This is a genomic window from Diaphorobacter aerolatus, assembly GCF_014489535.1.
Lineage (GTDB): Bacteria > Pseudomonadota > Gammaproteobacteria > Burkholderiales > Burkholderiaceae_C > Diaphorobacter_A > Diaphorobacter_A aerolatus.
Genome location: NZ_CP060783.1, coordinates 2390019 through 2402218, shown reverse-complemented (window position 1 = coordinate 2402218; position 12200 = coordinate 2390019). Strand labels below are relative to the sequence as shown.

The 12200-nt window shown below is 62.5% G+C and carries 11 protein-coding genes and 3 pseudogenes; 8 read left to right on the top strand and 6 right to left on the bottom strand.

Annotated features, from left to right (window positions below; genetic code table 11):
• Nucleotides 1-67: 67 nt before the first annotated feature.
• From H9K75_RS11215 to H9K75_RS11205, 3 genes are all read left to right on the top strand, one after another.
• Nucleotides 68-1351: a THUMP domain-containing class I SAM-dependent RNA methyltransferase gene (locus H9K75_RS11215; RefSeq protein ID WP_187725798.1), complete on the top strand. Its 1284-nt coding sequence runs from the start codon at nt 68-70 to the stop codon at nt 1349-1351.
• Entirely contained in the window at nt 1348-1845 is a 498-nt protein-coding gene (locus H9K75_RS11210) for a putative toxin-antitoxin system toxin component, PIN family (RefSeq protein ID WP_187725797.1), read from the top strand. Before H9K75_RS11215 ends, H9K75_RS11210 begins: the two co-directional genes overlap by 4 nt.
• 83 nt (nt 1846-1928) lie before the next feature.
• A complete protein-coding gene (locus H9K75_RS11205) occupies nt 1929-2720 on the top strand; it encodes an alpha/beta fold hydrolase (protein WP_187725796.1) in 792 nt (263 codons plus the stop codon).
• Nucleotides 2721-2957: 237 nt separating this feature from the next.
• Here the strand turns inward: H9K75_RS11205 and H9K75_RS11200 are convergent, their stop codons facing one another.
• Nucleotides 2958-3104: a hypothetical protein gene (locus H9K75_RS11200; RefSeq protein ID WP_187725795.1), complete on the bottom strand. Its 147-nt coding sequence runs from the start codon at nt 3102-3104 to the stop codon at nt 2958-2960.
• Nucleotides 3105-3130: 26 nt separating this feature from the next.
• On the bottom strand, nt 3131-3583 hold the full coding sequence (locus tag H9K75_RS11195; RefSeq protein ID WP_187725794.1) for a hypothetical protein: 453 nt from the start codon (nt 3581-3583) through the stop codon (nt 3131-3133).
• A gap of 411 nt (nt 3584-3994) precedes the next feature.
• Here H9K75_RS11195 and H9K75_RS11190 point away from each other — a divergent pair, with 411 nt between their 5' ends.
• The 4 genes and pseudogenes from H9K75_RS11190 (at nt 3995) to H9K75_RS11175 (ending at nt 8111) form a co-directional block, all read left to right on the top strand.
• Nucleotides 3995-4315: a DMT family transporter gene (locus tag H9K75_RS11190; RefSeq protein WP_187726002.1), complete on the top strand. Its 321-nt coding sequence runs from the start codon at nt 3995-3997 to the stop codon at nt 4313-4315.
• Between the two features lie 150 nt (nt 4316-4465).
• The gene (locus tag H9K75_RS11185; RefSeq protein ID WP_187725793.1) at nt 4466-5770 is read left to right on the top strand and encodes a UDP-N-acetylglucosamine 1-carboxyvinyltransferase; all 1305 of its coding nucleotides are present in this window, start codon (nt 4466-4468) and stop codon (nt 5768-5770) included.
• A 417-nt stretch (nt 5771-6187) separates the two neighbouring features.
• Nucleotides 6188-6975 (top strand): annotated as a pseudogene (locus H9K75_RS11180) (IclR family transcriptional regulator).
• A 26-nt stretch (nt 6976-7001) separates the two neighbouring features.
• Entirely contained in the window at nt 7002-8111 is a 1110-nt protein-coding gene (locus H9K75_RS11175; protein ID WP_187725792.1) for a CaiB/BaiF CoA transferase family protein, read from the top strand.
• Nucleotides 8112-8118: 7 nt separating this feature from the next.
• On the opposite strand, the pseudogene H9K75_RS11170 reads toward H9K75_RS11175, so the two are convergent.
• Nucleotides 8119-9050 (bottom strand): annotated as a pseudogene (locus H9K75_RS11170) (Bug family tripartite tricarboxylate transporter substrate binding protein).
• Here H9K75_RS11170 and H9K75_RS23880 point away from each other — a divergent pair.
• Nucleotides 8953-9159 carry a hypothetical protein gene (locus tag H9K75_RS23880; protein WP_226858805.1) on the top strand — a complete coding sequence of 69 codons (207 nt, stop codon included), beginning with the start codon at nt 8953-8955 and terminating at the stop codon, nt 9157-9159. The pseudogene H9K75_RS11170 and the gene H9K75_RS23880 overlap by 98 nt on opposite strands.
• 55 nt (nt 9160-9214) lie before the next feature.
• Here the strand turns inward: H9K75_RS23880 and H9K75_RS11165 are convergent, their stop codons facing one another.
• The 3 genes and pseudogenes from H9K75_RS11165 to H9K75_RS11155 all read right to left on the bottom strand — a co-directional run bounded on the left by H9K75_RS11165 (nt 9215) and on the right by H9K75_RS11155 (nt 12007).
• Nucleotides 9215-9985, bottom strand: coding sequence for a crotonase/enoyl-CoA hydratase family protein (locus H9K75_RS11165; protein WP_187725791.1), 771 nt, complete (start codon nt 9983-9985; stop codon nt 9215-9217).
• A 34-nt stretch (nt 9986-10019) separates the two neighbouring features.
• Complete coding sequence (locus H9K75_RS11160; RefSeq protein WP_187725790.1) at nt 10020-10787, bottom strand: SDR family NAD(P)-dependent oxidoreductase; 768 nt, start codon at nt 10785-10787, stop codon at nt 10020-10022.
• 39 nt (nt 10788-10826) lie between these two features.
• Nucleotides 10827-12007, bottom strand: a pseudogene (locus tag H9K75_RS11155) (thiolase family protein).
• Nucleotides 12008-12200: the final 193 nt, after the last annotated feature.

Below are 12200 nucleotides of genomic sequence, written 5' to 3'. Positions count from 1 at the left end.
TTTCCCGCATTTTTACGTCCCGCATTTCGCTGGGAAAAGCGCAAACGCGTATCCTTGCGACCCAGATATGAACCCTTTGCATTTGTTTTTGCCCTGCGCCGCTGGCGTCGAGGGTTTTTTGGCCGATGAGGTGTATGCCATCACCGGCTACAGCGGCCACGACCTGATGGTGGGCCGTGGCGGCGTGCACGTGCGCGGCACCTGGCGCGACGCGATGCTGCTCAATCTGCACAGCCGTCTCGCGCAGCGCGTGCTGATCCAGCTCTCGCAGACCCTGTACCGCAGCGAGAACGATCTGTATCGCGCGGCCAGCGAGGTGGCCTGGGAGATCTGGTTTTCCACACGCGAGACGTTCAAGATCGAGACCACCGCGCAGCACAGTCCGCTGACCAGCCTGAACTTTGCCGCGTTGCGCGTCAAGGATGCGATTGCCGACCGTTTCCGCGCGAAAAACCAGGACCAGCGCCCGAGCGTGGAGACGCGCCATCCCGACGTGCGCGTGCACCTGCACCTGACGACCGACGAGGCGACGATCTACATCGACACCTCGGGCGAGGCGCTGTTCAAGCGCGGCTGGCGCGAGGACAAGGGCGATGCGCCGCTCAAGGAAACGCTAGCGGCGGCGATGATTGCCGCGACCGGCTGGGACCCGCATGGCGATGATCCGCAGCCGCTGTACGACCCGTGCTGCGGCTCGGGCACGGTGGTGATCGAGGCCGCGCAGATCGCGCGCCGCATTCCCGCCGGCATCCTGCGCCGGTTTGCATTCGAGAAGCTGGTGCCGTTCCAGAAGCATGTCTGGGAAGCGATGCTCGACGAGGCCGAGGCGCAGATCCTGCCCGAAAGCCCGGTGGGCATCTACGGCTCCGACATCTCGTTTCGCATGGTCGATTTCTCGCAGAACAATGCCGAGCGCGCGGGCGTGGCGGACACCATCGAACTGCGTGGCGGCGACGCGCTGCAGCGCATGCCGCCGTGCGAGAGGCCGGGCATCCTGCTGCTCAATCCGCCGTATGGCGAGCGCATCGCGGCGGCCGGTTCGGCGGGGCGCAATTCGCAGGAACGCATGGACATGGTCGAGCGCGCGGGCCGCGAGACCGCACAGACCGAAGACGGCGTGGAGTTCTTCAGCGAGCTGGCCTCGCACTGGAAGAAGAACTACAGCGGCTGGAGCGCCTTCATGCTCACGCCCGACCTGAAGTTGCCGGGCAAGATGCGCCTCAAGGAATCGCGCCGCACGCCGATGTGGAACGGGCCAATCGAATGCCGGCTGTTCCGCTTCGACATGATCAAGGGCGCGGTCAAGCCGCGCAGGGCCGGGCAGGAAGACGGCGGGAGCGTGCAGGCGTGAAGATCGTTCTGCGCTGGCCGCAATGCAATGAGGGCTACGAGGGCGCATTGCCGCGCGCCCTGGTGCTCGACACCAACGTCGTGCTCGACATGCTGATCTTTGACGATCCGCACGTCGCACCGATCCGCGCGCTGGTGGCCGATGGGCGGTTGCGCTGGATTGCCGATGAGACGCAGCGCGTCGAGCTTGAACGCGTGCTCGAATACAGCCAGATCGCGCCGCGCGTGGCGTACTACGGCAAGACCGTGGCGGGCGTGCTTGCCGCGTTCGATGCCGCCGTCGAGTATGTGCCCGAGGCCGCGAAGATCCGTTTCACCTGCACCGATCCGGACGACCAGCATTTCCTCGATCTCGCAAGCGCCCATCAGGCCGTGCTCGTGAGCAAGGACAAGGCGGTACTCAAGCTGCGCAAGCGCGTGGCGCAGTACTACGGTGCAACTGTGGGCAATTTGGTGGCCGAAGCGGCCGTGGTCGAGGATTCGCTGGCCGCCTGAACAGCGGCGGCCAACGCAGGACGGAGCAGTAGCAGCATCATGAACATACGCGTGCAAACCCCGCAGGCGGCGAAATCGCCGCGATGCAGATGGATGACCTATGGGTGCAGCACCCGCATGGCCGGATCTTCGCGCGCAGTTGGACACCGGCGGGCCACTCGGGTGGCTCGCCGATCGTGATGTTCCACGATTCGCTCGGCGCGGTGAGCCTGTGGCGCGACTTCCCGAAGCAACTGAGCGAGGCCACGGGCCGCAGGGTGATCGCGTATGACCGCCTGGGCTTTGGGCAGTCCGATGCGCGCGTGGATCAGCCCTCGCTGAATTTCGTGGTCGAAGAGGCCAGCCGGTATTTCCCGCAAATTCGCGAGCAATTGGGCATCAGCCACTTCATCGCGCTCGGCCACAGTGTGGGCGGCGGCATGGCGGTGTGCTGCGCCGAGTCGACCGGCGCGGACTGTGACGCAGTCATTACCATCGGCGCACAGGCGTTCGTCGAGGAATGCACCAGGAACGGCATCCGCGAGGCGCAGGGCGTGTACAGCGACCCGGTGCAGTTCGCTCGGCTGGCGCGCTATCACGGCGACAAGACCCAGTGGGTGCTCGACGCGTGGATCGAAAGCTGGTTGCACCCCGATTTCGCGGACTGGTCCATCAAGGACCAACTGCCCCGCCTGCGCTGCCCGACACTCGCGCTGCACGGCGAGCGCGATGAATTCGGCTCGGCGGTGCAGCCGCAGATCATCTCGCAATTGAGTGGCGGAGAGCCCTCGCGCATGGTGCTGCTCGAAGGCCTCGGTCACGTGCCGTTTCGCGAGGCGCCCGAGGTGGTGCTGGCGATCATCGCGGACTTTCTGCGTGAAAACCGGGTGCCTTAGGAAAAGTCTGCAAAACTCCCGTTGAAGGCAGTGACCCTCAGCGCAATTTTGCGATCATCGCCGCATAAAGCAATCAGTCTGGGCTTGAACCTGTCGACCAAGAAAACTCGCAAGCGCGAATTTCTCGACAAGTCCGCAGTGCAAAGATTACCTTGTCGATCAGATACAGACGATCAACGCGCATCCGGGCCAAGGTGGAACACCCGTTTCGGGTCATCAAGCAGCAGTTCGGATTTATCAAGGAATGGCGGTAGCAGGGACAGGGACAGGCCTTGATGCTTCTTCAAAGTACATCATGTCCATGTTGTACCCAGCTTTTCTAAGTGCACTTGATACCTTGTCAATATCTCCAGTATTGACACGTACAGCCACCAGGTTTTTCATATAATCAACATTTCCGGATGTAATATCTATGTCTCCCCTGGATAAATAATGAAGGTATAAAATAAATCGTGATACAAATCCCTTAGTTGTTTTTTGGAGTATTTAACTAGAACCACTATAATTTCTGGATTGTTTTGAAGGGTTCTGCTGTTTGTTATTGGGTTGGTTGTTGCAACTACTTGATAGGCCTTGTGGTTTTCATCATATTCTAGCCAGGTGCCAGCATAATATTCCCCTAATTCTTTTATTATCGATTCGGTAGTTTGGGTTAATCTGTCCGTGACGATGCCATTTTCAGGGGTGAGATATTTCGTTATACCTGCTTTATCCATCGCCTCTTGAAGGGTTCTGGAGCCCGAGGTACTCGGGGTAATATCTGGCAAGCCGCGGGTACCAGCATCCGCAGCTATGCTTCCAAAAGAAAAAAGAACGCTGACGAAAAAAAAGACCGCACCAATAGCAAATTGAGTCGATTTCATGACTATCCTTTGCAAAAAATTGGATTAAATCATTTATGTGATTTTTAAGTCACAACTTGGTTATACGCGTCAATTCTTTCAAATCAATGTGTGCTAACCCTAGTATTTCTACTGAGATACCTTTGAAAATTTCTATGAAGGTTCAATATCTCTTTTCAGGCGTTCCTTGGCGAAGTTTCCCAGATTCCGCAATTGTTGCGCCGCAACCACCCAAGCAGTCGCGGGATGTTGATCGAATGCGGGCCGAAGATGCCCGGCTCGCATAACATCGCTCCCGGTTCTGTGAATGAACTGGCCAGCCCGCCGCGCGAAGCGCAGGGTGCACCAGAAGGACGACCTTGTGCAGCGTGCTGCATCCATTCATGTTTCTGGGACGACCCGGTCACTCACTGTTCATCAAGGAGTTTCATCATGGCTTGGGTTTATCTTCTTTTGGCTGGCGCGCTCGAAATCATCTGGGCGTATTCCATGAAGCAGTCGTATGGTTTCACGCGGCTGTGGCCGAGCGTCGTCACCATCACGACAATGATCGCCAGCTTCGGCCTGCTGGCGGTGGCCATGCGCACGTTGCCGCTTGGCACGGCCTATACGATCTGGACGGGTATCGGCGCGGTCGGCGCGTTTGTCGTCGGCATCGTGGTGCTCGGCGAACAGGTCACGGTCATGCGGATCGCCGCGGCCGTGCTGATCGTCTCGGGGCTGGTGCTGATGAAGCTGTCTTCCAGCGCCTGAAGACACATTTTTTGACCCATCCGGCGCATGCAAATCGGCCGGGTGGCGGCAGGGCTGTCGGACACAGCGTACAGTTCGGGATCGCGAATTCATCCATCGCCATCCCGTTTTGTTGTCTTTGTTCCCATTTCGAAACCCGTTCCCACAGCCATGTCCAATCTGATCGTGCACGGCGGCAAGCCGCTGCGCGGACGCATCACGCCGTCCGCGAACAAGAATGCAGTGCTCCCCATCCTGTGTGCCACCCTGCTGACGTCCGAGCCGCTCAAGCTCATCGGCGTGCCCGACATCACCGACGTGCGCAAGATTCTTGATATCTACCGCGAACTCGGCAGCGACGTGCAGTGGGACCGCGACAGCGGCACGCTCTCGCTGCATCACAAGAACACGCATTTCGACCCGGCAAAGCACCATCTGCCCGAGGAGATGCGTTCCTCGATCATGCTGGTGCCGCCGCTGCTGGCGCGTTTTGGCGTGGCCCGGCTTGAAGACAACGTCAAGGGCTGCACGCTGGGCGTGCGCGAGATCGACCCGCACGTCGAGGTGTTCCGCAATTTCGGCGGCAAGGTCGAGCGCTCGCTCGGCTCGCTGCTGATCAGCCGCGACGGCCCGCTCCATGCGGTCGGGCACTGGCTGGACTACGCCTCGGTCACCACGACCGAGAATTTCGTGCTCTGCGCCGTGAGTGCGCAAGGCACCTCCACGCTCAACAACGCGGCCTCGGAGCCCCATGTGCAGGAGTTTTGCCAGTTCATGCAGATGCTGGGCGCGCAGATCAAGGGCATTGGTACCTCGCGCGTCACGGTGATCGGTGGCGGCAGGCTCGGCGGCGGTGAATTCCGTTTCGACGAGGATTTCCATGAAATCACCACCTTCCTCGCGCTGGGTGCGATCACCGGCGGCGATGTCGTCGTGAAGAACTCCACGCCCGACAACTTTCCGCTGATCGACCGCACGTTCGCCAAGTTCGGCGTGCACGTAGAGCACAAGGACGGCTGGTCGCGTGCCTGGCGCGATGGCGCGCTCAAGGTGCAGACGCCATTCACCTCGAACACGCTCACCAAGGTGGAGGCCGCGCCATGGCCCTATTTCCCGGTCGATCTGCTGCCGATCTTCATCGCGCTTGGCGTCTCGGCCGAGGGCAATGCGATGTTCTGGAACAAGGTCTACGACGGAGCGCTCGGCTGGACCGGTGAACTCTCCAAGTTCGGGGCGCACGTGTTCTCGTCCGACCCGCATCGCATCATCACCTTCGGCGGCAGCAAGCTCGTGCCGGCCACCGTGGAGAGCCCGTACATCATCCGCGTGGCGATTGCGCTGTTCATGGTGGCGGCCAGCATCCAGGGACGCTCGGAAATCCGCAACGCGACCCCGATCCGCCGCGCCCACCCGCAGTTCGTCGAGAACCTGCGCAGCCTGGGTGCGCAGGTCGAGTGGACCGAGGAAGAGGCCTGAGTCGGGTTATTTCCAGGTGATAACCCTGGGTTTTGGATGGTATTCCATGGATGAATCGGTGTAAACCCTATATCGGTTTATACTTACGATCATAGGGTTAACACTGATTTGTTCGCCCTAGCAGCCGCGCGGTACGAGATGCACCACGCGGCCTGCCTCCAAGGCATCTCATGGGAAAGTCCACCATGCGTTACGTCATCGAATCGTTGATCGAATTCATCCAGGAAGCTCGCGAAGCACGTCTGGAAATCGCAAGCCAGTAATCAGGTTTGCCCTGCCGCCTAGAGCGGTAGCGGATCCATAGAGTCAGGCTCCACCGCTTTACGCGCTGGAGCTTTTCTTTTGCCTGCGCGGGCAATCTTTTGCATAGAATCGTGGAATTCGAGACACGCGTCTCAAGTGAAACCCATTCCAAGGATGTTTATGAGTTCAGATGCCGACAGCAAGCTGGTCAGCGCGCTGGTAAGAGGCGTATCCATCCTGAACTGCTTTTCCAACAAGCGCCAGGAACTTAGCGGCAAGGAACTCATGGACTTGACAGGGCTGCCCAAGCCCACGCTGTTTCGCCTGACCGAGACCCTGTGCGAGCTGGATCTGCTGCGCTATTCGGAGCGCATGTCCAAATTCGTGCCCGGCATCGCGCTGCTCAATCTGTCGTCGCCGGTGCTCGCGCGCATGCGCATGCGGCAGTTTGCGCGGCCGCAGATGATGGAGCTGGCCAACCACATCGGCGGGCAGATCCAGATCGGCGTCGGCTCGGGCCGCAAGCTGGTGCTCGCGGAACTGGCCAACGGCATGGACAACAAGGTCTTCACGCCGGAAATCGGCGTCGGCATGTCGCTCTCGCGCACGGCCACAGGCCGCGCCTACCTGCTGTGCCTGCCACAGGCCGAGCGCGAAGCCTATCTGGCCGATCTCACCGAGCGTGACGCGGAACGCGCCGCCAAGCTGCGCGAGCGCCTTGCCGATGCGGCCCGCGATCTCGCCGAGCATGGCTTTTGCCGCAGCCACGGCGACCTGCACCGCGAAATTCAATCCATCGCCGTGCCGCTGTCGCAGCCGCTGGATGGCGAATACTGGGTGTTTGCCGCATCCATTCCCACCTACAACCCCAAAGCCGCGAGCTGGAGACGGACACCGGCCCACGCCTGGTCACGCTGGTGCGTGCCATCGAGGGCGTGCTGGGTGCGTCCAGCCTGTCCTGAACGATAACTTTCTGGAGACAAACTACATGAGCAAGGTACTCTACAGCGTTCGCGTCCTCGAAATCGGCGGGCTCGGCCCGGGTCCGTTCTGCGCGATGCATCTGGCCGATCTCGGTGCCGACGTGATTTCCGTGGTGCGCGAAACAGAGAACGCCGGCCCCACGGGCCCGTTGATCAATCGCGGCAAACGTTCGGTGTTTGCAGATTTGAAAAGCGAGGCGGGCAGGCAACTCGTGCTGTCGTTGGTCGAGAGCGCCGACGTGCTCATCGAAGGCATGCGGCCGGGCGTGATGGAGCGCCTGGGCCTGGGGCCCGAGACATGCCTTGCCATCCATCCCAAACTCGTCTACGCACGCATGACCGGCTGGGGCCAGGATGGCCCGCTCGCGCCGCGCGCCGGGCACGACAACAACTACGCGTCGGTTGCCGGTGCGCTCTGGGGCTGCAGCCCGGCGGATGCGCGGCCCGTCTCCTCGTTCGCCATGGTGGGCGACATCGGCGGCGGCGCGCTCTATCTCATGACGGGGCTGCTCGCGGGCATCATTCAGGCCCGTGAAACTGGCAAGGGGACGGTGGTCGACGCCGCCATCGTCGATGGCGCTGCCCACATGCTCAATCTGGCGCTGAGCGCGCGCGAGCGCGGCCTGGTTGCCGACGAACGCGGCCAGAGCATGTACGACAGCTCGCCGTTCTACGAGACCTATGTCTGCGCGGACGGCCACCACATCACCATCGGCGCGATCGAGCCGCAGTTCTATGCGCTGCTGCTCGACACCCTGTCACTGACCGGAGACCCGGATTTCGCCAGCGCCCAATACGACCGCGCGGCCTGGCCGAAGCGCCGCGCGCGCCTGCAGGCGATTTTTCTGGAGCAGCCACGCGCGCATTGGCAATCGGTGTTCGAGCCGACCGATGTGTGCTTTGGCGCGGTGCTCAGTCCGCTCGAAGCCTCGCAGCACCCGCACATGCGGGCGCGCGGGATCTACAACGAGCAGGGCGGTGTGTTGCAGGCGGCGCCCGCGCCGCGTTTTGATGGCAGGGCCTACGACACGCCCCACGCCTGCGCGGCCGGGGCGCACACCGCCGAGGTACGGGCTGCGCTGGCCGAGGGTGATCCGCGAAAAGTCTGGCGCTGACGCCGATTCAATCGAGTTGCAGACGCTGGCTGGTGATCAGTTCGCCCCAGCTCTTCTGGTCGTCATTCACCATCTTGCTGAACTGCTCCTGCGGCATGCCGCCGGGACGACCACCGAGTTCGCGAAAACGCTTTTGCACATCGGGCATGTGCAGCACGGCGGTGAGGTTGTCGTTGAGCTTCTTCACGACGTCGGGCGGCGTTTTGGCGGGCACGAGAAAGCCCATCCAGCCGACCTTGTTGAAGTCCTTCATGCCGAGTTCGGTCATCGTCGGCACGTCGGGCAACTCGGGCTCGCGCACTGAGCCGGTGACGGCGAGCGGGCGCAGCTTGCCGTCCTTGATGTGAGCGAGCGAGGCGGTCATGTTGTCGAACATGAATTGCGTCTCGCCCGACACGACGGCCATGGTGCCGGGTGCCGAGCCCTTGTAGGGCACGTGCACGACGTCGGTGCCGGTGCGCTGCTTGAACAGTTCGCCCATGAGGTGCGTGGTCTGTCCGACGCCCGCCGACGAGAACGCGAGCTTGCCCGGCGCGCTGCGGGCGGCTTCGGTGAGTTCGTTGAGGCTCTTGATGGGCGACTTGATCGGCACGACGAGCACGTTCGCGAACGAGATCATGTCGGTGAGTGCGATGAAATCCGTGGGCTTGTAAGAGAGCTTCTTGTACGCCGTGTAGTTGATAGCGTTCGAGCCCGAATTGCCGACGAGCACGGTGTAGCCATCGGGCTGGGCGCGCGCCACGATGCCCGCCCGAGCGAGCCGCCCGCGCCGGGTTTGTTGTCCACGATGACGGGTTGGCCGAGACGGTCGGCGAGCTTCTGCGCAAGCAGGCGCGCCGGTATGTCGGTCGATCCGCCCGCCGCACCGGGAACCACCAGCGTGATGGTGCGCGTGGGCCAGTGGGGCTCGGCGTGCGCGGCGACGGCAGAGAGCGCCAGCGCGCAGGCTGCGAGCAGCGCGCCGCGTCGTCGCGATGACGTGAATGATCGGGATGATGATGGGGTGGCGGTGCGGGTGCTCATGCCTGTCTGTCTCCAATGCCTGTAGTGAGTGACCGAAGAAAATGAATCGCAGCGCGCATGCATGAAGCCGGTCGCCCGCTTCAGACGCCCTTCCAGACCGGCTTGCGCTTTTCTGCGAACGCCGAGGCGCCTTCGCGGGCATCCTGCGAGGCGAACACCGGGTTGGTGATGGCGGCCTGTCGCTCGAACATGTCGCTCCGGCTCCAGTCCACGGATTCGGTCGCAACCTGCTTGCTCGCGATCAGCGACAGCGGCCCGTTGGCCGCCACGGCGTTGGCGAGTTCGATGGCGGCATCGAGTGCCGCGCCGGGTTCGACGAGGCGGTTGATCAGCCCGTTCTGGTGGGCGCGCTCGGCGCTCAGCATGTCACCCGTGAGAATGCACTCCATGGCGATGTGATACGGCATGCGCCTGGGCAGGCGCAGCAGGCCACCGCCCGCCGCCGCGAGGCCGCGCTTCACTTCGGGCAGGCCGAATTTGGCTTCGCGCGAGGCGACGATCAGGTCGCACGCCAGCACCACTTCAAATCCGCCTGCGAGCGCATAGCCCTCGACCGCGGCAATGATCGGCTTGCGCGGCGGCTTGATGGTGATGCCGCAGAAGCCGCGACCGGGAATCGTCGGACGCTTGCCTTGCAGGAAGCCCTTGAGGTCCATGCCCGCGCAGAACGTGCCGCCCGCGCCGACGATGATGCCCACGCTCAATTCGGGATGGGCGTCGAACGCGTCGAGCGCGGTGACCATGGCTTCGGCCATCTCCAGCGTCACGGCGTTTTTCGCTTCGGGACGGTTGAGCGTCATGATCTGCAGGTTGCCGCGAATTTCGACCAGCAATGGGGATGCGTCTGCCATGGGAGTCTCCTGAAAGATCGGGAATGGATGCTGCTCAGCGTGGCTGCATGCGGATCGCGCCATCCAGGCGAATCGTCTCGCCATTGAGCATGGGATTTTCGAGGATGTGCAGCGCGGTCAGCGCGTATTCATTGGGCCGTCCGAGGCGCGGTGGATTCGGCACCGACGCGGCCAGCGACTGGCGGATTTCCTCAGGCAGTTTGGCGAGAATCGGCGTGTCGAACAGGCCTGGCGCAATCGTGCACACGCGGATCATCTTGGTTGCCAGATCGCGCGCCGCGACGATGGTCATGCCGATGATGCCGGCCTTGGCCGATGCATAGGGAATCTGCCCGATCTGGCCCTCGTATCCCGCAACCGATGCGGTGAGCACGCAGGCCCCGCGCTCGCCCTCGATGGGCGCGTTCTTCGCCATCGAGGCCGCCGCCAAACGCAGCGTGTTGAAGGTGCCGATCAGATTGATGCGCACGATGTTGCTGTACTTTTCGAGTGACCCCGGGCTGCCGTCCTTTTCGACCAGGCGCACCGGGCCGCCGACGCCCGCGCAGTGGATCAGCGCGCGGAATTCTCCAAAGCCTTCTGCGGCCGCAATCGCTGCCTGCATCTGCTCGCCATCGGCCACGTCGGCCTTCACGAAGACCAGTGGTCCGGCATGCTGTTTCTGCATGGCCGCGCCGCGTTCCTCGTTGAGGTCAACCGCCACCACGTTCAGCCCGCGCTCCAGCAGAGCCAGCGCGGTGGCCTCGCCGAGGCCCGATACACCGCCGGTCACGATGGCGGTCATTCCCTTTTGAAGTTTCATCTTGATCGTCCTTGCGTTTCAGGCTCCGAATTGCCGCGCTCAGCGCGTGATTTCAATGATCGTGGCATTCGCCATGCCGCCTGCCTCGCACATGGATTGCAGGCCATAGCGCTGGCCGCTGTCTTCGAGCGCGTGCAGCATCGTGGTCATCAGCCGCACGCCCGAAGCGCCCAGCGGATGGCCGAGCGCAATCGCGCCGCCGCGCGGATTCAGGCGCTCTCCGTCGGCCTTGAGTTGTTTCTGCCAGGCGAGCGGCACCGATGCGAAGGCCTCGTTGATTTCGTAGTGCTGGATGTCGTCGAGTTTCATGCCGGCCTTGGCCAGCACGCGTTCGGTGGCGGGGATGGGCGCGGTCAGCATGTAGAGCGGATCGTCCCCCACCACGTCGAACGCGACGAAGCGCGCGCGCGGCTTGAGCCCGAGCTGGGCGGCGCGGCGCTCGCTCATGATGAGCATGGCGCTCGCGCCATCGGTCATCTGCGAGGCGTTGCCTGCCGTGGTGCTCCAGCGGATCTGCGGAAAGCGCTGCGACAACTCCTCGCTCTCGAACACCGCCTTGAGGCCCGCGAGCTTTTCGGGCGTGGTGCCGGCGCGAATGGTTTCATCGGCGATCACCTGACCATTCGGTGTATCGATGCCGACGATCTCGCGTGCAAAACCGCCGCCCGACTGCGCGGCGTGGGCGCGCTGGTGCGAGCGCGCTGCGTACCGGTCAAGATCGTCGCGCGTCAGCCCCCATTTTGCGGCCACGAGATCGGCGGAAACGCCCTGGCCCACGAGGCCCGGCGCGTAGCGTTCGTCGAAGCGCTGGCCGGTGGTGTTCTTGCCCATGCGCGAGCTGCCCATGGGCACGCGGCTCATGGATTCGACACCGCAGGCGATCACGATGTCCTGCGTGCCCGACATGATGGCCTGCGCCGCAAAGTGCACGGCCTGCTGGCTCGATCCGCATTTGCGGTCGATGGTCGTGGAGGGCACGTGCACGGGCAAGCCTGCCGCCAGCCACGCAAGCCGTCCGGGCGTGCCCGCCTGCTCACCGGCCTGGCTCACGCAGCCGCAGATCACGTCATCGACCATGCCGGGGTCGATGCCGGTGCGGCTGATCAACTGCGCGAGCACTTGCGAGAGCAGATCCACGGATGGACCTCGGCCAGCGCGCCGTCTGGCTTGGCCCTGGCCATGGGGCTGCGAATGGCATCGACGATCACGGGATGGTTCATGATTTATGAGACGTTTGGTTCATTAAATTAATGATAGGTTTCAGAAAAACGAATTCGAATGGGTATTAACCCGAGAAAACACCGCGCGGTGCGCGCGGATACTGCGCACTCCCATTCGGAATTCGAGACTCGTGAACCGGATGTTATGAATTGACGAACCCGTGAAGGCGCCAGCGAGTGATGCAATGGCTTG